This window comes from Chitinophaga filiformis (genome assembly GCF_023100805.1).
Lineage (GTDB): Bacteria > Bacteroidota > Bacteroidia > Chitinophagales > Chitinophagaceae > Chitinophaga > Chitinophaga filiformis_B.
This window is the reverse complement of record NZ_CP095855.1, coordinates 1,490,738-1,511,863: the sequence shown is the minus strand read 5'-3', so window position 1 is coordinate 1,511,863 and position 21,126 is coordinate 1,490,738. Positions and strand designations below refer to the sequence as shown.

Genomic DNA, 21,126 nt, shown 5'->3' with positions numbered 1-21,126 from the left:
GTTTAGTTATACAGATAATTTGTAACCGAGCCCGATAGCCACCAGGATTGCGATGCCTACCACAATACGATAGTATCCCCATACCCGGAAACCATATTTCTTGAGGGCATTGATGAAGAATTTTATAGCGATCATGGCCACGATGAATGCCACGACGTTTCCTATCAACAGGAGTTTCAGGTTTTCAGTGTTGGACATCAGCAGTTCACGTCCCTTCAGCAGCTTATAACCGGTGGCTGCCGCCATGGTGGGTACTGCCAGGAAGAAGGAAAATTCCGCAGCTACATTACGGGTCAGCTTTTGCTGCATACCACCGATGATGGTAGCGGCGCTGCGGCTCACGCCCGGTATCATGGCCACACACTGCCAGAAACCGATGCGCAGGGCCTTAAAGAGGCTAATTTGTTCATCCTTTTCTATAGTGGGCCGGGTAAACCAGTTGTCGACAAACAGCAGTACGATCCCTCCAAGCAATAAGGTGATACCTACCACCAGGGGGCTTTCGAGCAATGCATCAATGCGGTCTGCAAATAAGTAACCGACAATCAGCGCCGGTAATACAGCGACGATCAGCTTTATATAAAAACTGATCCTGTTCTTATCGAATACCAGGAATTTTCTCCAGTATAAAACGACCACTGCCAGGATGGCTCCCAGCTGGATACAAACTTCAAACAGTTTGGTGAATTCGTCTTTGTTGAGCTTTAACAATGCACTGGTGATCACCATATGACCTGTTGACGATACAGGTAAGAATTCGGTTAATCCTTCCACTATCGCAATAATAATCGCCTGCCAGATATCCATGACAATTAAAAGAATTTAAGTTCTGAAGTACTGTTATCAAAAAAAAGGCGATGAGCATTTCATCGCCGTGAACATTCAATATTTTATATCCGCGCTTATTTAGGTCTGCGCATGATAGCGTAGATCTCTACTATCAGGCCCAGCACGATAACGATCGGCGCCAGGGTAATACGGCGGAAACTGTATACTTCTTCAGGTTTGAAGGTATTGGGATCATCGCTGTTGCCTCCCATCATTAACAGGAAACCTACGAGCACGATAGCCAGTCCGGCGATCATGAATTTGTAATTCTCTTTTGCAAAAACAGGGCGTTCCTCTACGCCTGCCTTTTCAACGGTGATATGCTTGGATGCTTTACTCATAGTATCGTATGGTGAAAATTATCAGATTAATATAGATCGTCCAGTTTCAGACGCAGGTACTTCATGACGGAGCGGTGTGTACTGACCAGTGAGATACAGATCCCGATGATGATCATGCCGATGAACAGCAGCGCCATCATGAAATAATCCCTCATACCTGCCAGTTCGGGCAACAGCTGGTCGGCCCCATACACAATGCCGACTACGCCGGCAATGGCGATCAATGCGCTTAATGCCCCGTTTATAATACTACGCAGGTCGAATGGTTTGGCAATGAACCAGCGGGTAGCCCCTACCATCTGCATGGTCTTGATCAGGAAACGGTTGCTGAACATCGCCAGGCGGATGGTATTGTCGATCAACACGATCACGACCAGTGAGAGTAGTATACAGATGCCCAGGATCACCAGGCCGATCTTTCTTACATTTTCGTTCAGTTTGCTGACCAGTCCTCTCTGATAGGAGATCTCCCTGACGATATTCTGCTGGGTGAGATTAGCCTCTATCACTTTCAGGCTGTCAGGATTCACATAAGGGGCATTTCCCTTGATGTTGATGCTGGCATATAAGGGGTTGTATTGCAGGAGGGTAATAAAATCCTCTCCGAATTCCTTTTTAAAGCGCTCGGCAGCCATATCCTTGGAGACGTATTCTATAGACTTCACGTAAGGACGGGATGCGATGGAATCCCGCAGGGCAATGGCCTGCTCTTCCTTTACATTATCCCTCAGAATCACCTGTATTTCAATACTTTCCTTGAAAAACTCGCTCAGTTTATTGGCATGTATGACAATCAGACCGAGCGTCCCCAGCAGAAAAAGCACTAAGGCCACCCCAATAATAGAGTAGAGATAGGAAGGTTTGGATTTTTTTGATGATGATTTGCCGGGTTGCTGCGCCATTAATCTACCGTTTAATGGCGAAAATAATAAAAATTAGCAGTTATGTTTACTTTTGTCGTCCTTTAACGTTATTTTAAGCTCAGCACATAGGCGCTAAACAAAGGCCTGTGTTCGGATAAGACAGATTATTTAATTAATATATGGAATACAATTTCAGGGCGATTGAGAAAAAGTGGCAGGCACACTGGGTAAACACAAAGGCTTACCAGGTTAGCAACAACAGCCCCAAACCCAAATGTTATGTACTGGATATGTTTCCCTACCCATCGGGGGCAGGGCTCCATGTGGGGCACCCACTGGGGTATATCTCATCCGATATTTATGCCCGTTATAAAAGATTAAAAGGCTTTAATGTACTCCACCCAATGGGCTGGGACGCCTTTGGCCTGCCGGCAGAACAGTATGCACTGGAAACCGGTCAGCACCCCGCAGTTACTACAGCTAACAACCTGGCTGCCTTCCGCAGGCAGCTGGACAATATAGGGTTCAGTTTTGACTGGGACCGCGAAATAAAAACCAGCGACCCCGGTTATTACAAATGGACACAGTGGATCTTTCTGCAGCTCTTCGATAGCTGGTTCAACCGCGCCCTGCAGAAAGCAGAACGCATTGAAACCCTGATAGCTGCTTTTGAAAAGGCAGGTAATAAGGATTATGAATGTCCCGGCGACCGCAATATCAGCTTTACTGCAGAAGAATGGAAGCAATTCAGTGAAACACGCCAGCGTGAGATCCTTATGCACTACCGCCTGGCCTACCTGGCCTTTGCCGAGGTGAACTGGTGCGCGGCCCTGGGTACCGTACTGGCCAACGATGAGGTGGTGAATGGTGTAAGTGAGCGTGGTGGCTACCCTGTTGTTAAAAAGAAGATGAGGCAGTGGTTCCTCCGCATTACAGAGTACGCCAACCGCCTGCTGGAAGGACTGGAAACCGTCGAGTACAGTGACGCCATGAAGGAAATGCAGCGCAACTGGATCGGTAAGAGCCAGGGGGCTGAAATCACGTTTGCTTTTGATAGCGTGGCAGATAGCAGCGTAACGGTATATACCACCCGCCCCGATACCATCTTCGGTGTGGATTTCATGGTACTGGCGCCGGAGCATGACCTGGTGAGCCGCATCACTACCGCAGACCAGAAAGCAGAAGTGGAAAAATACCTGGACTATGTACAGAGCCGCTCAGAACGTGAGCGCCTGGCGGAAGTGAAACAGATCACCGGTTGCTTTACCGGCGCATATGTGCTCAATCCGTTCAACAAACGCCGCATCCCGGTATGGATCTCTGAATACGTACTGGCCGGATATGGTACAGGCGCTATCATGGCGGTGCCTTGCGGCGACCAGCGTGACTACTCTTTTGCCAAACACTTCAACATCCCGATCACCAACATTATCGGAGATGCCTTTAACGGAGAAGAGGCCAACCCTACAAAAGATGCGATCCTGCAGCACAGCGATTTCCTCGACGGCATGACCATGCGCGCCGCGATGGATGTGGTGGCAGACAAAATAGAGGCAATGGGTATTGGCAAACGCCAGATCAACTATAAGATGAGGGACTCTGGCTTTAGCCGTCAGCGTTACTGGGGCGAGCCGTTCCCAATCGTATATAAGAACGGTATACCTTACGCACTGGAAGAGAAAGACCTCCCCGTTACCTTGCCGCACGTAGAGAACTATAAGCCCGGCGAAGAAGGCGAAGGGCCGCTGGCCAACATTACCGACTGGGTAAATATCGATGCCGACACCAGGCGTGAAACCAATACGATGCCTGGCTATGCCGGCAGCAGCTGGTACTTCCTGCGTTATGCCGATCCTAAGAACACAGCTGTGTTTGCAGACCGTGCAGCAACCGACTACTGGAACCAGGTAGATGTTTATGTGGGAGGTACCGAACATGCTGTAGGCCACCTGCTGTACTCCCGTATGTGGACAAAAGCACTGTTTGACCTGGGATATATCAGCTTCCAGGAGCCTTATAAGAAACTGATCAACCAGGGCATGATCGGCGGAAGCTCCCGCATGGTGTATCGCGTGCGTGGTACGAATACGTATGTTTCCCATGGCTTGAAAGATCAATACGAGACAGACGAATTGCATACCGATGTCAACATTGTAGATGGTCTGGAGCTCGATATAGCCGCTTTCAGAAACTGGAGGCCTGCCAATAAAGATGCAGAATTCATACTGGAAGATGGAAAATACATCTGTGGTGTGTTACTCGAAAAAATGAGTAAAGGGAAGTACAATACTGTCAACCCCGATGACGTAGTGGAGCGTTTCGGTGCTGATACTTTCCGTATGTACGAAATGTTCCTCGGACCGGTAGAACAGTCTAAACCCTGGGATACTAAAGGTATTGAAGGCGTACACCGCTTCCTGAAAAAACTATGGCGCCTGTTTGCTGATGAACAAAAAGGCATCATTGTAACAGATGCTGCAGCTACGCCTGAAGAGCTGAAAACACTGCACAAGACCATACAGAAAATAGATGCTGATACGGAGAATTTCTCTTACAATACAGCAGTCAGCCAGTTCATGATCTGTGTGAATGAACTGAGCAGCCTGAAATGTAATAAACGCAGCATACTGGAACCGGTATTGATATTACTGGCGCCATATGCACCACATATTGCCGAAGAGTTGTGGCATCAGCTGGGCAATACCACCAGTATCCTGGACGCCCCCTATCCGGTATTTGAAGAAAAATACACTAAGGAAAGCGCCTTCACCTACCCGATAGCGGTGAATGGTAAAACACGTACTGAACTGAGCTTCCCGCTCGATGCAGACAATGAGACCATTGAAAAAGAAGTGTTGGTGAACGAGGCCGTTCAGAAATGGATCGATGGCAAGCCTGTAAAGAAAGTAGTGATCGTAAAAGGCAGGATGATCAACATAGTCATCTAATGATCAAGCTATAAAACGAAAATGCCGCGGTATGTACCGCGGCATTTTCGTTTTATACCAAGGGTTTATTAATCTTACTGATTATAACAAAAAGCGCACTTTTTGTAATTTGCCCCTCTCAACCCATCAGTATGTTAGAACAGATCCTGAAGCGTTATCAGCCCTTTCAGCCGGTAGTATTGTTTGATCCGGAAAATGACAGCCTGCTGGCTATGGACTTCACTGACCGGAATGCCACACTTACTACAGCAATACTGGATGATACCCAAAAGTTCACCGACTATGTAAATCAGCTGCTGGCAGCACATCAGTGCAGGTTTGGCATAGGAGGCTATGCAGAACACAGGACAATTTATGCACGCAGCGAGCACTTCTCTACAGCTGATGAACCCCGTCGCCTGCACCTGGGCATTGATATATGGGGTGAGCCCGGAACACCCGTATTTGCCCCTTTGGAAGGCACCGTCCATAGTTTCCGGTTTAATGATATACATGGCGACTACGGCGCTACTATCATTCTTCGTCACCAGCTGGAGGGATATGTTTTCCATACACTGTATGGCCATCTTTCATTGCGCGACCTGGAAGGCCTGCAGGAGAATATGCGGATCGTAGCCGGCCAGCAGATAGCCCATTTCGGAGATATTCCGGAGAATGGCCACTGGCCTCCTCACCTGCATTTCCAGATCATTATTGACATGGAAGGCAACAAGGGAGATTACCCCGGTGTATGCCGTTACAGCGAAAGGGAAAAATACCTGGCCAATTGCCCGGATCCGAATATTATTCTCCAGATGATCCCTTAATTTATCGACGGCTGCTTACAGCCGCTTTGTCTATCCGGCTGGGTGTATCCTTACCATTTACGATAGAGGTAGCACTGGTAGCGATGGCCTGTATGATGCTGGTGATATTATCAAAGTCCATGCTTTCTATCTCGTCATTCACACTGTGGTAAAGGGTATCTTTATCGATCTGTGTAGTGGAGATGGTATGTGCCGGCACTCCCAGTCTTGCCAGGGTAGCATTGTCTGAACGGTAAAAAAGCTGCTGCTCTGGATAAGGGTCAGGATAGAAATGAAATGCGGAAGATTCCAGGTTGCGGCCCAGTATCTGCCCGAAGTCGGAACGTTCATAACCCGTGATAAAGGCGCTGTTCTTACCGAATTTAGACTCCTTGCCAATCATTTCTATGTTAAACATTGCCACGATCTTTTCAGGGTCCAGCTGGCGTGAAAAATAACGTGAACCATAACCGCCGATCTCTTCACCGGTAAATGCGACAAACAGAATACTGCGTACAGGCGGGTGTGTTTTAAAATACCTGGCCAGCATCAATACAGCAGTCACCCCGCTCGCATCATCATCCGCACCATTGGCAATACTGTCCTGCTTTACCGGCGCCAGGATCCCGATATGATCATAGTGACCGGAAAAGATCACATATTCATCCGGTTTACCGCTGCCGGTGATCATGCCGGCTACATTACAAAGTGGCAGGCGGGTAACTTCCTGCGAAGCCTGAACGGACCATTTACCTGCATCGTCAGACGCCTGCTGTTTTAAAACAAATACAACGGTAGCAGTACTATCCTGTTTACTGGCGCCATGCTGCTGTAATCCGCCGGCATATTGATTGAATTTTTCGGTTTGCGTGCTGTCCACCCATACAAGGGTATTTTTAGGCGTACGTTTCAGCTCCCGTACCTTGCTATCGAAATTATCGCCCGCGTTGATATGGGCTATTTCCACTTCAGTGTCCTGTGTCCAGCTGATATTAGCTTCCACACTGCTTACAAACACTCTTTCTCCCTGGGTTGCTTGTCCGTTCAGTACCAATTCCTGTTTTACCGGTTTAGTGTCGTACTGAAAAAATGATTGTCTGAAGTCATTATCTCCTGCCAGGGGCTGTAACCCTGCCGCTGCAAATTCCTTTTCCAGGAATGTAGCGGCCTTTTCCGCACCAGGTTTGAAGGTTTCACGTCCCTGCATATCATCAGCAGCTAATGTGGATAATATGCGTTTTACTTCTGATTTTTTAATCTGCTGTCCCTGGGTCATGAGCGTGATCAGGCATAGGGCAGGTAGTAATGTATAATATTTTCTCATAGTGTTAAGCGGGTTAAATTTTGTGGCGCTGCATAAATATACCACACAATGTATTACCGGCGTCTTGCAAGCGCCATATTTTTGGTAACTTTCGCCCCGATATGTCTAATCCGCTAAGACCAGAAGAAAATCGCCAGAGCGCGGCAGAAAAGGAGTTTGAGAATAGCATCCGGCCCCGGGAGATCGTGGATTTCTCCGGGCAGGACCAGATCATTGATAACCTGAAAATATTTATCAAGGCAGCCAAATTACGGGGAGAAGCCCTGGATCATATCCTGTTCCATGGCCCTCCGGGCCTGGGTAAAACCACCCTTTCCCGCATTGTGGCCAATGAAATGGGCGTAAATATCAAGGAAACTTCCGGACCGGTAATAGAAAAACCCGGCGACCTGGCAGGCCTGCTCACCAACCTGGAAGATAAGGATGTGCTCTTCATCGACGAGATCCACCGCCTTAGCACGGTAGTGGAAGAGTACTTGTATTCAGCCATGGAAGATTACCGTATTGATATCATGATCGATACCGGTCCCAGTGCACGCTCCATACAGATCACACTGCATCCTTTCACGCTGATAGGCGCTACCACCCGCTCAGGATTACTGACGGCGCCACTGCTCTCCCGTTTCGGTATCAAGTCAAGACTGGAATATTATAGTGCCGCCACCCTGCAAAAGATCATCTGGCGGGCAGCGGGCCTGTTACAATCGAAGATCACTTCAGATGCTGCAATGGAAATAGCCCGGCGCTCCAGGGGCACACCGCGTATTGCCAATGGCCTGCTCAGGCGTGTACGCGATTTTGCACAGGTGATAGGCAATGGCGTTATTGACCTGGAGATAGCACAGTTCAGCCTGAAAGCCTTGAATGTGGATGAATACGGCCTGGATGAAATGGACAACCGCATTCTCCAGGTGATCATTGAAAATTTCAAAGGCGGCCCCGTAGGTATAACTACCATTGCTACCGCTGTAGGGGAAGAAGCCGGCACACTGGAAGAGGTCTATGAGCCGTTCCTGATACAGGAAGGTTTTATCAAACGTACGCCACGTGGCAGGGAAGTGACAGAGAAAGCTTACATACACCTGGGCAAAGCGCCCAGAGGAGGCGGCAGCGGCTTGTTATTCTGATAGTATGCTATAAAAAATAAAAGGGAGCGAAAGCTCCCTTACTTGTTTCCTCCATATAACACTCTATATCCATGTTGGAATGACGTCCGGCGCTGTAGTAATCCTTCCGTTAATCCCTGATCGTGCTATTGTTCGTATGCACCGGAACGTTATCCCTTCTCCAACAGAGTAAAGTAAGTGTAGGTTTTAAAACAGTTATTACATCACATAGAATTTGTATTCTGCGTTAACAGTTTCAGGTAAGTGATGATCGTTCAGCATCTGTTTCAGGTCACGCTCAATATTCCTCGATATTGCCGTCATCGGCGTATCAGTAGGCTTATTGTCGAACGGATCCTGCAGGTGGATCGCCATTTTTTCTATCAGCAGGAAAGAAGCGGCAATCGCTACTACCATAGGCACTTCCACAAACCCGAAATATTCTATCAGGGCAAATGGCAACAGCAGGATGAAAAAGTTCAGGGCGAAATGGATGTAAAGACTATAAGTAGCGGGGAAGACGGTATTCTTGATACGCTCGCACTTACCCATTGCATCGCACAAACGGCTAAGGGTCTGGTCCAGCTGTACCTGCTGGTATTCATTGATCCATCCCTGTTTCAATGCATAATTAAGATCGCGGGCATGCAATTCCAGCAACGCCATGGGTATATTGGTATACCTGCATACATGCGATATCTCCCGCTTGGGGATGTGCCTGTCAAGCCCTTCCCTGCCATCCAGTCCACGCAGGGACTGGCCGAGCGCATAACACCAGGCGATCTGCCTGCGTACCATACGTTCCCTGAAATGCCCTACCTCTTCTCCATCGTAAGCATGATCTATGAATGAAAGCACCTGCCTTGAAAACGTACGCGAATCATTTACAATAGCGCCCCACACTGTTCTTGCCTCCCACCAGCGGTCATACGCCTGATTGGAACGGAATGCCAGCAACAGCGAAATAACAGTCCCCATGATCATCGGCACAGACAATGGAATAGCCATGTGCTTCAGATTAAACCTGTCGTGCAGTAATACCACCACCAGCGTATATACCGCTACGAGCAAAACCTCATACTTTATTTTCCCGAAAACATATTTGAACGGGATATTCTTCTTCAATAACATCTTGTAACGGTTTAATGGTTCTATACTTCAAACAATTCAGACATGGCAGACACCAGGTATTTCTCCTTCCTTGGCGTCAGCGCTATATGATGTACCGGGTATTTGCACTTCCTGATCAATTCTGCCGGATTGTAGCTGTGAGGGCCTGCTTTGCGGAATTCATCCTTTGCGGCACAGGCTATCACGTCTATGTTATGATATAAGAGGAAGTTTCTGAACAGACCTTTACCATTACCTACCAGAAATTCAGTTTTCAACGATTGAATAACGGAGGCGTATTTATTTTTTATGATCTCGCAGGCATCTTTATAGTCGGCAGTAATGAGATCATAGTGTGATGACCTTCTTGACAGCATCATCAGATCCATGATAGAACCTGGCATTTCTACTGCGTGCATCAGGACAATATTAAGTGGTTCACCACCAAAGCGCTCAACCACACCGTGCACTACGCGAAGAGACCGGATAGAAAAATCTGTAGGAATCAATACATGCTTCATGGGTAATTCTTTTAACACAAAACTACCAGCCCGGGGTTAGGAACAGGTAAGCTCCGCATAAAAGCAACTTAAAAAAAGGGTAAAAATGCAGTAAGAAAACACCGTTGGTGTAAGAATGAGGTCAAAAACAGGTAAGAAAACGGTAAGAATGAAACATTATTATGAACGAATATATGTCGGCAATACAATCCTGATCTCCGTTCCCTGGTTCTCTTTACTATTGACGATGATATTTCCTCCATGCAGGCGTATAATATTGCGTGCCAGCGGCAGGCCTATACCATAGCCTTTATATCCGCCGGTGTTGGAAGCACGGTAAAAAGGATCGTAAATAAAAGGCATATCCTGGGCAGGGATACCTATACCATTGTCTTTGATAATAATGATAATGTTCTTGTCTGTAGCAGCCAGGGCCACAGATGCCGGGCGGTTGTCTGAGTATTTACAGGCATTCTGTACAATATTACTTAACGCCAGTTGCAATAGTTGCGCATTCCCTAATATGACGAGCTTATCTTCCTCTTCAGGCAGCATGGTATAGTCAATGGCCACCTTGTTGTCGGGGTTGATACGATCTATTGTTTCTTTTACTGTAAAGATCAGTTCATCTGTACGTATTTTCTCCAGCTGTTGCCGTTTTCCGTCAAAGCCTGTCTGGGCAAGGCTCAACAAACTTTTGGTGATATGTTCAAGTCTTTCGGCCTCTTTCAGTATCACTGATAGTGATTGCCGGTAATGCTCTTCATTGCGTTGCCTGTTCAGCGCCAGTTCTGCCTCCCCGATAATAGCCGTGAGCGGAGTGCCCAGCTCGTGGGAGGCATTACTTACGAAGTTGTTCTGTGTTTCGAAGGCTGTCTCCAGGCGGTCCAGCATATTGTTGAAGGTCTGAGCCAGTTCTGTCATTTCATCTTTACTGGTTGGTGTATCCAGCCGCAGGTGCAGGTTATGTGCCCGGATATCTTTTACCCGGGAAGTGATCTGGCGGACGGGCTGCAGGATATAGCGGGAAAAGAAAAGCCCGGCAGTAACGATCACTACTGCAGCAATGGCCATGCAGATAATGAGGGTTCTTCTCAGTTCGGTCATAAAGTGCTGACCGTATTCATTATTGGCAGAAACTATTACAACATATTTCCCCGCTTCGTTCTCAAACAATACTCCCTGGTAAAAAATATCCCTGTGGCGGTAAGTAGCCTTTCCCTGGGCCTTTACCTTTTCATAGAAGCTCTGGCGCAGGGGCTTAAGGCCCGGATCAGGAGCAGGGCTACCGGTTGTATCTATTCTCAGGAAATATTCTTTTTCGTGAGGCAGGCGCTCCAGGTGCTCGTTCCGGATCTCGGCATAAGCAGCGCTATTGTCTTTGTCTTGTGTAAACCTGGCCCTGGCGGCAATATATGCGCGGATCTCCAGCCGTTTATAGAAGTCGTCGAAAGACTGACGACTAACAAGGAAATAGGCGAAAGCCGCCATCATCAGGATAATGGAGATGGTGAGGGCGATGAATAAACCTAATATTTTGTTACGTATGGTCATTCTTCTTCTTTCAGCATATAACCCATTCCTACTACAGTCTGGATCAGGGCAGGTTGTTCTTTACGGTTTACCTTCTTCCGCAGATAGTTGACATAAACGTCCACTACTTTGGTGTTCATATTAAAATCAATACCCCATACGTTTTCCAGTATTTCCATCCTGGAGAGCACGCGGCGGGGGTTTCTCATCATATATTCCAGCAGCCTGTATTCAGTAGCTGTAAGCACAATGTTTTCGCCATAACGGCTGGCGCTTTTGGTATTCAGGTCCAGTTCAAGATCGGCAACCTTCAGCACATTGGCATTATGATGATTATTGGTTGTTGTATTGGCGGCGTTATCAGGATTACGGCGCAGCAGTGAGCGTATGCGCGCCAGTAATTCGGCCTGTTTGAAAGGTTTGACAAGATAGTCGTCTGCACCGCTGTCCAGGCCGGCCACCACATTCTCCGTTGAGCCAAGGGCAGTGAGCATGAGAATGGGTGTTGTATCGTTCTGTTTGCGCAATGCCTTGCAAACCGCCATTCCATTCATACCGGGCAGCATCACATCCAGGATGATCAGCTGAAAACTATGCTCCGTGGCCATTTGCAGCCCAGACTGGCCATCCAGTGCTACGCTTACATCGTACCCCGCTTCTGAAAGATAACGGCGTATGAACGACACCACTGATGGTTCATCTTCAATAAGTAAAAGTTTCATACATCTCTGATATGATTTCCTACAAACAGAAAGCTCCAGGCGGAAGCTGAAACGCTCAGGTTTCTTCGCCGGGAGCTATCCCAATAACTGTCTTAATATAATCAGTCCTTTACCACCAGGCGGAAGCCGTTGCCGTGAATATTGACAATCTCGATATCCGGATCTTCCTTCAGGTATTTGCGGAGTTTGGCGATGTATACATCCATACTACGTCCATTGAAATAGGTATCACTACCCCAGATCTTTTTCAGGGCCAGTTCTCTCGGCAGCAGGTCATTCTTGTGCTCGCACAGCATGCGCAGCAGTTCGTTTTCTTTAGGAGACAATGTATGGGAGTCACCGTCTCTTGTCAGGGTACGCAGGCGGGCATTGAATGCATAACGCCCGATCCTGAATTCATGCTGCTCTTCTTCTTTACTGTTGAGCTCCTGGTTACGCTTCAGGATAGCCTTTATTTTCAGCAGCAGCAGTTCGCTGTCGAAAGGTTTTGCTATATAGTCGTCAGCGCCCAGTTTATAACCATGGATCACATCTTCCTTCATTGTTTTGGCAGAGAGGAAGAACAGCGGAATGTCGGGATCCACGTCACGGATCTCCTCTGCCAGCTTAAAACCATCCATATTGGGCATCATGATGTCCAGCAGGCAGATATCAAATTTCTCGCGTCTGAAGGCTGCCAGCGCAAGTATACCATCGCGGCACAACTCTACGTCATAGTCATTCAGTTCAAGATAATTCTTCAACACCATTCCCAGGTTGGTATCATCTTCCGCCAGCAATATTTTTGGTTTACGTTCTTCCATATTCAATAAAGTATTAATGTGCAAACAAATATAGGTATTATTACAGTGCGCCAATGCCAGGCCCTTGCATACAGAAAGTTAAAATTAGGTAAAAAGGGTATAAGGGGCGTCCCTTCCGGGGCTATTTACTGATCAGGGATGTAAAGTTATAACGCAGGTTCTTATAGGCCACCATATCCACCTTTACGCTGCCTACGGAGATAGGGCTATCGATACGCAGGGGCACTTTGTTGGCGTCGTCACTTACCCATACGGTCATTTTTTCACCTCCTTCGAACATCGTTCCCTGGATGAGCAGTGGTGCGAACCTGATAGCGCGGAACTTGCCAAACTTGGTTTCAATGGTCTCTTTGCCTATATAACGGATATAGATATTGTAGATCTTATCATCCAGGTACATGTCAAAGGGAATTTTGTCGCCGGGTTTGTATTTATCGAAATTGATGTTCCTTGCATAATAGATAGCGCTGATGACATCCTGCACGCAGGCGGGGGTTTTAATGGTAGTTTTCTCGCTGACAGCGGTATTATGCACGTGGTCGAAGGTAACGTTGTTGTATATCTTATAACCGCCTTCATCTACGTTCCTGACGAAGTGTTGGGGCAGCAGCGTGGCGGTGTCTATATAACTTTCGTACTTGTCCCTTACTTTAAAGAACCAGTCATAGGTACGGAATGTTTTACCTTCCCCTGTTACATGGTAGACGTCTCTCCCGTTGAGTTTTTCCAGCTGGCAGTTAAATACGGCTTCGCCGGCGCCTATAAAGAGTTTGCCGAGGTTATAATAAACTTTGAGCGTTATGCTTTCCCCGGCTTTAAAACTGGTATTGGTAATTCCGCAGAATTCGTTCTGTGCAATTGCGGGACGGATAGCGGCCAGACTAATGATAATCAGTAGAAGACACCTCATTGATGAAAGCTATTTTTCCTTAAAAATCTTTATTCCCAGCAACAACACACTTCCCAGGATAGCTGGCAGAACCAGGTTGATAAACCAGATGCATACAGTGGCTGCGATAATTCCGGGACTATTGGTACTCAGTAATCCCATAAAGTACAGGCTGACCTTTCCTCTGAGTCCAAGTTCCGCAATAGCGATAGTAGGTACCAGGGCCATTACAAGATAAACAACAGCATTCATCAAAAAACCTTGCCACCAAAGCATCTCCACGCCCAATGTGTCAAGCAAAATCAAATACTGTGCCGAGAAGACAATGTATCTGATGGCGGAAAGCAGCAGTAGATGCTCAAGGTCGCCGGCTGAGTAACGAACAATGATCTGGACAAATATCCGGGCTTTTCTCAACAATGGGATCTTTTCAAATATCGCCAGGATGATCTGTAACCGAAAATATAACAATATGACCAAGGCACAAATAACTATTAACAATCCTAACAGTATTTTCTCCCAGAAATGGGGAGCGAAATAGCCATTTCCCTTTACCAGCGGGAATTTGTTGATATAATAGCACAGGCCAGTTAACCCAAAGATAATAGTGACGATAAGCTGGCTGAAACTGCCCACCATGGTGGCAGCAATGGCTTTAAGCTTACTCCTGTTATTCCTGAGGTATAACACTCTTCCTCCGTACTCACCGATACGGTTAGGGGTATTAATGGAAAAGGACACGCCTGAGAGCACCGCACTGAACGCCCGGAGGAAAGATATATGTTGTAACGGCTTGACCAGCAACTGCCACTTGCGGGCTTCCAGGCCCCAATTGAGGAACATCCCCGCCACCACTGCCAGCAAACCCATAGCCCCCCTGGTTTCCAGGGTGGTCATCATTTGCCACAAAGATGCCTTCAGGTTGGGGTGATGCAGCAATTGTGTATAGATGGAATAGGCTAACCAGGTAAAAAGCACTGCTCCCAGCAGATAATTGAGAATTATTTTGGTATTTTTGTTCAGACATCAAGATTTTGGCAAAAATAAACTGTGGTTGGCAAACAAGTCAAAAATAATTCTGGGCATCGACCCCGGTACGCTTGTGATGGGTTACGGACTGATACTGGTGGAAGGATCTAAGGCCAGCCTGCTGGAAATGGATGTGCTGAAGCTGTCCCGTCATAAAGACCACTACGAAAGGCTACAACTGATACACGCCCGTGTAAATGAACTGATACGTGTGCACAAACCGGTTTCCTGTGCAATTGAAGCTCCCTTCTTTGGTAAGAATGTGCAAAGTATGTTAAAGCTGGGCCGTGCTCAAGGCGTAGCTATTGCCACTGCAATGCAGGCAGGAGTGCCTGTGACCGAGTACTCTCCCAAAAAAGTTAAACAATCCATTACGGGTAATGGTAATGCAGATAAAGAGCAGATTTGGCAGATGTTACAAAGAATACTACATTTCAAGGAGCGACCTGAATTCCTGGATGCGTCTGATGCTCTCGCCGTTGCGGTGTGCCATTTCTTCCAGGAGTCAAGTGTTTTACCGGATACACGCAAAGCCAAGGGCTGGGAACAGTTCCTCAAACAGAACCCCGAAAGAATAGCAGAATAATCATTGTTATGACAGATAATTCCAGGTTTAAGGCGGACGTTTTTCCAGAAGTTGATAAATTGTATTTACTTTGAATTAAAATCTTCATAAACGCTCCCAGACGGTAATTGGGGCTTTACACCATGAACTATGGTATTTATAATCAGCATCACAAGCTATGAAAGCAAGAATCCTATTGGTGGAAGATGATCAAAATGTTGGTGCGGTAACAAAGAAACGATTAGAAGAAGCGGGCTACGATGTGGTACATAGCACAGACGGACAAATGGCCTGGGAACAGTTCCAGTCGCGGACCTTTGACATATGTTTACTGGATGTTGTTATGCCGAAAAAAGATGGCTTTACACTGGCAGAGCAGATCCGTAGAAAAAATGACTTCATTCCCATACTCTTTCTGACCTCGAAAGCGCTGGATGAGGATAAGATCAAAGGTTTCAAAACCGGCGCCGACGACTATATTACCAAGCCTTTTAGTATGCAGGAACTCCTGCTGCGCATTGAAGTATTCCTGAAAAGGAGTAAAACTGCAAACAGCGCAGCGGAAAAGCGTACGCAATACAATATAGGCAAACTGACCTTTGACTACAATGACCTCATACTCCGTGAAAAGAACGGAGACGTTTCCAGTACACTTACCCAAAAGGAAGCCGACCTTCTGAAATATCTCTGCGATAATGCCAATAAGACACTGAAAAGGGAGGAAATATTATTTCATGTATGGGGCAAAGATGACTACTTCCTTGGCCGCAGCATGGACGTATTCATTACCAAACTCAGAAAACATTTCCGCTCAGACCCCTCCATCAAACTGGAAACCCTTCATGGAGTAGGTTTCCGCTTCAACGTCCCAGGTCAGCTGTAATCTTCTGCTGTATTGCTTTAAATTCTTCCTCCGACAACTTTAGCTTGGGGCGTGAAAAGTTCATGTCGTCAGCCGTATTGATCGGTATCAGATGCATATGTGCATGTGGTACTTCCAGACCGACAACGCTTACACCTACACGATTGCAGGGGAAATGACGCTCTAAGGACTCTGCAATAGGTTTTGCAAACAATAACCACTCTCCCAGCAGATCGTCGGTTACATCAAAAAACTTATCTATTTCTACTTTAGGTACGATAAGGGTATGGCCTTTGACCAAGGGGAAAATATCCAGGAAGGCATAAAAGCTATCGTTTTCGGCTATTTTGTAACTGGGGATCTCACCTTTGATGATCTTTGTAAAAACAGTCATGGTCCTCATTTTTAATGCACATAAAGGTATAAAAAAAAGCCCGCCCCTGTCGAACAAAGGCGGGCTTTTCATATAATGATCTTATACGTTTATACTGTAATATTCTCAATCTTAAATTTCAAACTACCGTTTGGCGCCTGCACGTCTGCAATGTCACCTACAGTCTTGCCTAACAGGCCTTTTCCGATAGGAGAGGTCACTGAGATCTTGTTCAGTTTCAGATCAGCTTCCTTTTCAGAAACCAACTGGTAGGTAACCGTCTTCTTATTAGCCATATTTGTAATAGTTACCTTACATAATATGGAGACTTTGGAGGTATCAATGGAATCAGCTTCCACCACTCTTGCCGTTGCAATCGCACTTTCCAGCGAGGCAAGTCTTGCTTCATGCATTCCCTGCGCCTCTTTGGCGGCATCATACTCAGCATTTTCTTTGAGGTCACCTTTTTCCCGCGCTTCTGCAATAGCTCTGGCAATCTCCGCGCGACCTTTGGTCTTGAGGTAGTTGAGCTCTTCCCGCATCTGGTCCAGGGTCTCTTTGGTAACGTAGTTTATACCAGACATAACGTTATTGTTTTAGAATAAAGAAAAAAAATCAACGCCCCCGTTTGCACAGAAGCGTTGTAAAATTGGTATACCGCAAATATAATATTTTTTACATCACCTTGTTTAAATACCCCTAACAAATATTGTCATATTTACGGTATTTATAATAGAAGAGGCTGAAATGTAAAATCACCTAGATCACATGCAATTTCTCCAGTACGATCCTGGCCATCTTTACGCTGGCCTCATGGGAATAACCTGCTATATGCGGGGTAATGATCACATTTGGCATATGTAGGAGCTTTTCGAAGCGCTCTTTTTCCGCCGGGCTGTAAGTAGATAATTTTTCATTTTCCAGCACGTCGAGACAGGCTCCTCTTATTGTTTCCGCTTCAAGAGCATTCAACATATCATCCGTATTAACGATCTTTCCCCTGGCGGCGTTAATGAACCATACCGGTTTCTTAAAAGACTGCAGGAAGGCGGTATTGACCAGGTGGTGCGTTTCTGCTGTGAGCGGCAGATGTACACTTACCACATCTGCTTTTTCAAACAGCTGGTCCATTGTTGCTTCCTGCACATAGTTGTCACTGAAACCCGTCTTATATTTATCATACGCCAGGATCTCCACGTCAAAGCCTCTGAGCTTGCGGGCAAAGGCGCCACCTGTATTACCAAAGCCAATGATACCTACCGTCAGCCCGTTCAGCTCAAAGCCCCGGTTACCATCCCGTTCCCAGATACCCTGCCGGAGCTCCAGGTTACTTTTCTGAATATTATTCATGAGGCTTAGTAACATGCCCAATGCCTGTTCTCCCACGGCATCACAATTCCCCTCAGGACTGCTGGCACAGTGAATGCCCTTACTCTCTGCATAAGGCACATCAATCAGCTCCATACCACTTCCCAGCCTGCCGATCCACTGCAGCTGACCAGCGCGGTCTATCAGCCCTTTATCTACCTTTATCCTGGTAGTGACGATCATTCCCATGAATTCAGGGATGGCTGCCACCACCTCATCGTATGTGATGGATGGACGGTAGCTTACTTCATATCCTTTTTCTTCCAGTTTGTTGATTAAATAATCGTGCACCTTCGCGGTGATCAATACTTTCCTGCTCATATCATCTTATGGGATAATGCTGCAAAATCTGCTATACTCAGCTCTTCTGCCCTTTTATTAAAAATGCTGTCCTGAAGATATTCCTTGTCAAACAGCGGCTTTAACGGATTGCGTAACTGCTTCCGACGCTGGCCAAAAGCTGTTTTTACCAGTACGAAGAATTTCCGGTCGCTGGCGATATCATATGGTTGCTCCAGCCGGTGCAACCTGATCACTGCCGACTTCACCTTGGGAGGCGGATTAAAACAGTTCTCATGCACCTCAAACAGGTATTCCACCCTGTAGTAAGCCTGGATCAGTACACTCAATATCCCATATTCCTTCCCTTTCGTAGCCGCAATACGCTGTGCCACTTCTTTCTGAAACATACCCACTACCGTTGGCACCTGCTGCTTCCATTCCAGGATGCGGAACATGATCTGGGAAGAGATATTATAGGGGAAATTACCGATCACCGTGAACTGACCTTCGTAAGGCACAGGCGTATCCAGGATGCTTTCATGTATGATCTTTCCCTGTATGGCAGGGTAGGTCTTTTCCAGGTATTGCACCTTTTCAGCATCCAGTTCCACTGCCTTGAAGTGAACATCAGGTATTTCCAGCAGATATTTGGTAATAGCGCCCGCGCCCGGACCTACTTCTACTATCTGCTGACCAGGAATTACAGGTAAGGAGTCCACAATCTTCCTGCAGATGTTCTCATCTTTCAGGAAATGCTGCCCCAGCGATTTTTTGAGTGTATACATGATTAGCCCGCAAAATTACGGAAAACTTGGCGCAATGCTGCAAGATACCGGGGAACTGCCTGTACAGCTTCCCGGCTATTATTCTTATATTTGCCTATTATTCTCAATACACATGAGTAGCAACACCCACACAAATAAACCGGTAATCGGCATTACTGTCGGCGATATCAACAGCATCGGCGCTGAGATCATCATCAAGACCTTTGCAGACAACAGAATGCTGGAGTTTTGTACGCCGGTGATATTTGCTTCCAATAAAACCATCAACTTCTACAGGAAGCTGATGAATGAAAACAACTTCAATTACCAGAGCCTGAAAGACTTCACCCGTCTGAACCACAAACAGGTGAATGTTTTCAACTGCTGGGAGGAAGAAGTACAGATCACCCCCGGCGTTCTGAATGAAGTAGGTGGTAAATATGCAGCCCGTTCATTGGCAGCGGCCATTGAGTGCCTGAAAGAAGGCCATATCCAGGGCCTGATCACCGCTCCTATCCACAAAAAGAATATCCAGAGCGAGCAATTCAATTATACCGGCCATACTCCCTACCTGCGGGATGCTTTCGAAGCGAAAGACGTGCTCATGTTCATGACAGCAGAAAACATGCGGGTGGGCCTGCTCACCGAACATGTGCCGGTGGCAGATATTTCGAAATACGTGACAAAGGAAAATATCCTTGCCAAGCTCCAGATGATGAGGGATAGCCTGATCAGGGACTTTGGGATTGATAAACCCCGGATTGCTGTGCTGGGCCTGAACCCTCATGCCGGAGACGATGGCCTGATAGGACAGGAAGAGATCAAAGAGATCGTCCCCGCTATCCAGCAGGCGAAAAATACAGGCATTCTCGCTTTTGGCCCTTACAGTGCCGATGCATTTTTCGCCCGTGATATGCACAGCCAGTTCGACGGTGTGCTGGCCATGTACCACGATCAGGGCCTGATCCCGTTCAAATCGCTGGCTACCGGCAGCGGCATCAACTATACAGCCGGTCTCCCTATTGTACGCACCTCTCCGGATCATGGTACCGCATTTGACATTGCCGGTAAGAACCTGGCAGATGCCGACTCTTTCCGCCAGGCCATCTTTACCTGCCTGGACATCCTGGAAAAAAGAGAAACATATGCAGAGAATACCAGCAATCCTCTGAAGAAAATAGAACTGGTTTCAGAAAAGTTAGCTTAAGTTATAAATTGTAAAAAGAAAGGGAGTGCCGTTCACACAGCACTCCCTTTCTTTTTACAATCAGATTTAGATATGAAAGGAAATAATCTCCAGTAAACCCTTCCGCTCTCCACGGTAGATCTTGTTCTGGCCATTCAGCACATTTTCAGCAGCCTGCATATCATATATATCCAGCTGATCGGCGTCCAGCAGTGATAACAGGTTCTGTATCTTTTTGCGGCTGAACTGCTGCAAACGGCTGCCTATATAACTCTCCATAGTATCCAGCATTTCTTCTGCCTTTGAGGTGGAGCCGAGGGGCAAGCCTTCCGCATGGACCATATAATCCATAATTACTGCATTTGTTTTCGTTCTTGAGCAGAAGTTCCGCATAATGCTCAGGAACTGCTCTTCAGAGATATAATGTATGATACCCTCAAATATGATCAATGCCGGCTGTTGCGGATCATATCCCGCATCAATCAATGTATTCATCAGCTGGTGGGTATTATTAATGTCGGCCTGCAACGTATGTAATCTTTCATCGTGGAAAGCAATAGCTGCATATATCTCCTGCTTTTCCCGCATATTGGCGCTGTCCACCTCGTAAATACCTGCAAGCTGCTGCTCAGGGAAATATTCTGTCAGCTGCAGGGCAAGAGGATCCAGGCCAGCCGCGAGGATACACACCTGCTGACGGGGATGCTGCGCCATCAGTTGTTTGATCAGGTACCTGATCATTCTTTTTCTCAGTAATAATGCTTCGCGGAATAAAGGAGTAATACGGCTCAATTCATCTGCCAGGTTCTTTACCTGGCTGAAATCAATATGGGCAAGATATTCTCTTCCCAGTCCTTCTTCGTACAAACTTTTGACATAGGTCAGTACCAGTGCAGAAGTGGAGGCCACGCTCAGCTTGTTCACACCACCAGTTTTCATGGAATT

22 protein-coding genes are annotated in these 21,126 nt (G+C 46.8%); 6 read left to right on the top strand and 16 right to left on the bottom strand.

The features are described 5' to 3' along the window. Window positions 1-6 precede the first annotated feature (6 nt). From MYF79_RS06325 to MYF79_RS06315, 3 genes are all read right to left on the bottom strand, one after another. The gene (locus MYF79_RS06325) at window positions 7-807 is read right to left on the bottom strand and encodes an undecaprenyl-diphosphate phosphatase (RefSeq protein WP_247813070.1); all 801 of its coding nucleotides are present in this window, start codon (window positions 805-807) and stop codon (window positions 7-9) included. 95 nt (window positions 808-902) lie between these two features. Then, complete coding sequence (locus MYF79_RS06320; RefSeq protein WP_247813069.1) at window positions 903-1,169, bottom strand: DUF3098 domain-containing protein; 267 nt, start codon at window positions 1,167-1,169, stop codon at window positions 903-905. Window positions 1,170-1,195: 26 nt separating this feature from the next. After that, window positions 1,196-2,071 carry a cell division protein FtsX gene (locus tag MYF79_RS06315; protein WP_247813068.1) on the bottom strand — a complete coding sequence of 292 codons (876 nt, stop codon included), beginning with the start codon at window positions 2,069-2,071 and terminating at the stop codon, window positions 1,196-1,198. A 140-nt stretch (window positions 2,072-2,211) separates the two neighbouring features. On the opposite strand from MYF79_RS06315, the gene leuS reads away from it, so the two are divergent. Beyond that, the gene (leuS, locus tag MYF79_RS06310; RefSeq protein ID WP_247813067.1) at window positions 2,212-4,980 is read left to right on the top strand and encodes a leucine--tRNA ligase; all 2,769 of its coding nucleotides are present in this window, start codon (window positions 2,212-2,214) and stop codon (window positions 4,978-4,980) included. 131 nt (window positions 4,981-5,111) lie between these two features. Continuing rightward, window positions 5,112-5,786, top strand: a complete 675-nt coding sequence (locus MYF79_RS06305; protein WP_247813066.1) for a peptidoglycan DD-metalloendopeptidase family protein — start codon at window positions 5,112-5,114, stop codon at window positions 5,784-5,786. Window position 5,787: 1 nt separating this feature from the next. Here MYF79_RS06305 and MYF79_RS06300 read toward each other — a convergent pair whose 3' ends face one another. Next, the gene (locus MYF79_RS06300; protein WP_247813065.1) at window positions 5,788-7,089 is read right to left on the bottom strand and encodes a M28 family metallopeptidase; all 1,302 of its coding nucleotides are present in this window, start codon (window positions 7,087-7,089) and stop codon (window positions 5,788-5,790) included. Window positions 7,090-7,190: 101 nt separating this feature from the next. On the opposite strand from MYF79_RS06300, the gene ruvB reads away from it, so the two are divergent. Then, window positions 7,191-8,216, top strand: a complete 1,026-nt coding sequence (gene ruvB / locus MYF79_RS06295; protein ID WP_247813064.1) for a Holliday junction branch migration DNA helicase RuvB — start codon at window positions 7,191-7,193, stop codon at window positions 8,214-8,216. 198 nt (window positions 8,217-8,414) lie between these two features. Here the strand turns inward: ruvB and MYF79_RS06290 are convergent, their stop codons facing one another. The 7 genes from MYF79_RS06290 to MYF79_RS06260 all read right to left on the bottom strand — a co-directional run bounded on the left by MYF79_RS06290 (window position 8,415) and on the right by MYF79_RS06260 (window position 14,730). Beyond that, window positions 8,415-9,326: a bestrophin family protein gene (locus MYF79_RS06290; RefSeq protein WP_247813063.1), complete on the bottom strand. Its 912-nt coding sequence runs from the start codon at window positions 9,324-9,326 to the stop codon at window positions 8,415-8,417. Between the two features lie 20 nt (window positions 9,327-9,346). Then, window positions 9,347-9,826, bottom strand: coding sequence for a hypothetical protein (locus tag MYF79_RS06285; protein WP_247813062.1), 480 nt, complete (start codon window positions 9,824-9,826; stop codon window positions 9,347-9,349). Window positions 9,827-9,985: 159 nt separating this feature from the next. Beyond that, entirely contained in the window at window positions 9,986-11,359 is a 1,374-nt protein-coding gene (locus tag MYF79_RS06280; RefSeq protein WP_247813061.1) for an ATP-binding protein, read from the bottom strand. Continuing rightward, entirely contained in the window at window positions 11,356-12,060 is a 705-nt protein-coding gene (locus MYF79_RS06275; protein ID WP_247813060.1) for a response regulator transcription factor, read from the bottom strand. Before MYF79_RS06275 ends, MYF79_RS06280 begins: the two co-directional genes overlap by 4 nt. A 101-nt stretch (window positions 12,061-12,161) precedes the next feature. Continuing rightward, entirely contained in the window at window positions 12,162-12,863 is a 702-nt protein-coding gene (locus tag MYF79_RS06270) for a response regulator transcription factor (RefSeq protein ID WP_199654853.1), read from the bottom strand. Window positions 12,864-12,984: 121 nt separating this feature from the next. After that, window positions 12,985-13,773, bottom strand: coding sequence for a DUF3108 domain-containing protein (locus MYF79_RS06265; protein WP_247813059.1), 789 nt, complete (start codon window positions 13,771-13,773; stop codon window positions 12,985-12,987). A 9-nt stretch (window positions 13,774-13,782) separates the two neighbouring features. Continuing rightward, window positions 13,783-14,730, bottom strand: coding sequence for a lysylphosphatidylglycerol synthase domain-containing protein (locus tag MYF79_RS06260; RefSeq protein WP_247813058.1), 948 nt, complete (start codon window positions 14,728-14,730; stop codon window positions 13,783-13,785). Window positions 14,731-14,806: 76 nt separating this feature from the next. Between MYF79_RS06260 and ruvC the strand changes: the two genes are divergently transcribed. Beyond that, window positions 14,807-15,367, top strand: coding sequence for a crossover junction endodeoxyribonuclease RuvC (gene ruvC, locus MYF79_RS06255; RefSeq protein WP_247813057.1), 561 nt, complete (start codon window positions 14,807-14,809; stop codon window positions 15,365-15,367). Between the two features lie 157 nt (window positions 15,368-15,524). Beyond that, on the top strand, window positions 15,525-16,229 hold the full coding sequence (locus MYF79_RS06250; RefSeq protein WP_199654849.1) for a response regulator transcription factor: 705 nt from the start codon (window positions 15,525-15,527) through the stop codon (window positions 16,227-16,229). On the opposite strand, the gene MYF79_RS06245 is transcribed toward MYF79_RS06250, so the two are convergent. The 4 genes from MYF79_RS06245 to rsmA all read right to left on the bottom strand — a co-directional run bounded on the left by MYF79_RS06245 (window position 16,207) and on the right by rsmA (window position 19,016). Next, the gene (locus MYF79_RS06245; protein WP_199654848.1) at window positions 16,207-16,602 is read right to left on the bottom strand and encodes an HIT family protein; all 396 of its coding nucleotides are present in this window, start codon (window positions 16,600-16,602) and stop codon (window positions 16,207-16,209) included. The two genes, MYF79_RS06250 and MYF79_RS06245, sit on opposite strands and share 23 nt — an antisense overlap. 89 nt (window positions 16,603-16,691) lie before the next feature. Next, window positions 16,692-17,165 carry a transcription elongation factor GreA gene (gene greA / locus MYF79_RS06240; protein WP_199654847.1) on the bottom strand — a complete coding sequence of 158 codons (474 nt, stop codon included), beginning with the start codon at window positions 17,163-17,165 and terminating at the stop codon, window positions 16,692-16,694. A 175-nt stretch (window positions 17,166-17,340) separates the two neighbouring features. Next, window positions 17,341-18,270, bottom strand: a complete 930-nt coding sequence (locus MYF79_RS06235; RefSeq protein ID WP_247813056.1) for an NAD(P)-dependent oxidoreductase — start codon at window positions 18,268-18,270, stop codon at window positions 17,341-17,343. Beyond that, on the bottom strand, window positions 18,267-19,016 hold the full coding sequence (gene rsmA, locus MYF79_RS06230) for a 16S rRNA (adenine(1518)-N(6)/adenine(1519)-N(6))-dimethyltransferase RsmA (RefSeq protein ID WP_247813055.1): 750 nt from the start codon (window positions 19,014-19,016) through the stop codon (window positions 18,267-18,269). Before rsmA ends, MYF79_RS06235 begins: the two co-directional genes overlap by 4 nt. Window positions 19,017-19,128: 112 nt before the next feature. Between rsmA and pdxA the strand changes: the two genes are divergently transcribed. Then, window positions 19,129-20,202 carry a 4-hydroxythreonine-4-phosphate dehydrogenase PdxA gene (pdxA, locus tag MYF79_RS06225; RefSeq protein WP_247813054.1) on the top strand — a complete coding sequence of 358 codons (1,074 nt, stop codon included), beginning with the start codon at window positions 19,129-19,131 and terminating at the stop codon, window positions 20,200-20,202. A gap of 66 nt (window positions 20,203-20,268) precedes the next feature. Here pdxA and MYF79_RS06220 read toward each other — a convergent pair whose 3' ends face one another. Further along, entirely contained in the window at window positions 20,269-21,120 is an 852-nt protein-coding gene (locus MYF79_RS06220; protein ID WP_247813053.1) for a class I SAM-dependent methyltransferase, read from the bottom strand. Window positions 21,121-21,126 lie beyond the last annotated feature (6 nt).

What these genes read in the sequence shown, in the direction of transcription:
- MYF79_RS06325 (WP_247813070.1), bottom strand. Translation starts at nt 807, where the DNA reads ATGGATATCTGGCAGGCGATTATTATTGCGATAGTGGAAGGATTAACC.
- MYF79_RS06320 (WP_247813069.1), bottom strand. Translation starts at nt 1,169, where the DNA reads ATGAGTAAAGCATCCAAGCATATCACCGTTGAAAAGGCAGGCGTAGAG.
- MYF79_RS06315 (WP_247813068.1), bottom strand. Translation starts at nt 2,071, where the DNA reads ATGGCGCAGCAACCCGGCAAATCATCATCAAAAAAATCCAAACCTTCC.
- leuS (WP_247813067.1), top strand. Translation starts at nt 2,212, where the DNA reads ATGGAATACAATTTCAGGGCGATTGAGAAAAAGTGGCAGGCACACTGG.
- MYF79_RS06305 (WP_247813066.1), top strand. Translation starts at nt 5,112, where the DNA reads ATGTTAGAACAGATCCTGAAGCGTTATCAGCCCTTTCAGCCGGTAGTA.
- MYF79_RS06300 (WP_247813065.1), bottom strand. Translation starts at nt 7,089, where the DNA reads ATGAGAAAATATTATACATTACTACCTGCCCTATGCCTGATCACGCTC.
- ruvB (WP_247813064.1), top strand. Translation starts at nt 7,191, where the DNA reads ATGTCTAATCCGCTAAGACCAGAAGAAAATCGCCAGAGCGCGGCAGAA.
- MYF79_RS06290 (WP_247813063.1), bottom strand. Translation starts at nt 9,326, where the DNA reads ATGTTATTGAAGAAGAATATCCCGTTCAAATATGTTTTCGGGAAAATA.
- MYF79_RS06285 (WP_247813062.1), bottom strand. Translation starts at nt 9,826, where the DNA reads ATGAAGCATGTATTGATTCCTACAGATTTTTCTATCCGGTCTCTTCGC.
- MYF79_RS06280 (WP_247813061.1), bottom strand. Translation starts at nt 11,359, where the DNA reads ATGACCATACGTAACAAAATATTAGGTTTATTCATCGCCCTCACCATC.
- MYF79_RS06275 (WP_247813060.1), bottom strand. Translation starts at nt 12,060, where the DNA reads ATGAAACTTTTACTTATTGAAGATGAACCATCAGTGGTGTCGTTCATA.
- MYF79_RS06270 (WP_199654853.1), bottom strand. Translation starts at nt 12,863, where the DNA reads ATGGAAGAACGTAAACCAAAAATATTGCTGGCGGAAGATGATACCAAC.
- MYF79_RS06265 (WP_247813059.1), bottom strand. Translation starts at nt 13,773, where the DNA reads ATGAGGTGTCTTCTACTGATTATCATTAGTCTGGCCGCTATCCGTCCC.
- MYF79_RS06250 (WP_199654849.1), top strand. Translation starts at nt 15,525, where the DNA reads ATGAAAGCAAGAATCCTATTGGTGGAAGATGATCAAAATGTTGGTGCG.
- MYF79_RS06245 (WP_199654848.1), bottom strand. Translation starts at nt 16,602, where the DNA reads ATGACTGTTTTTACAAAGATCATCAAAGGTGAGATCCCCAGTTACAAA.
- greA (WP_199654847.1), bottom strand. Translation starts at nt 17,165, where the DNA reads ATGTCTGGTATAAACTACGTTACCAAAGAGACCCTGGACCAGATGCGG.
- MYF79_RS06235 (WP_247813056.1), bottom strand. Translation starts at nt 18,270, where the DNA reads ATGAGCAGGAAAGTATTGATCACCGCGAAGGTGCACGATTATTTAATC.
- rsmA (WP_247813055.1), bottom strand. Translation starts at nt 19,016, where the DNA reads ATGTATACACTCAAAAAATCGCTGGGGCAGCATTTCCTGAAAGATGAG.
- pdxA (WP_247813054.1), top strand. Translation starts at nt 19,129, where the DNA reads ATGAGTAGCAACACCCACACAAATAAACCGGTAATCGGCATTACTGTC.
- MYF79_RS06220 (WP_247813053.1), bottom strand. Translation starts at nt 21,120, where the DNA reads ATGAAAACTGGTGGTGTGAACAAGCTGAGCGTGGCCTCCACTTCTGCA.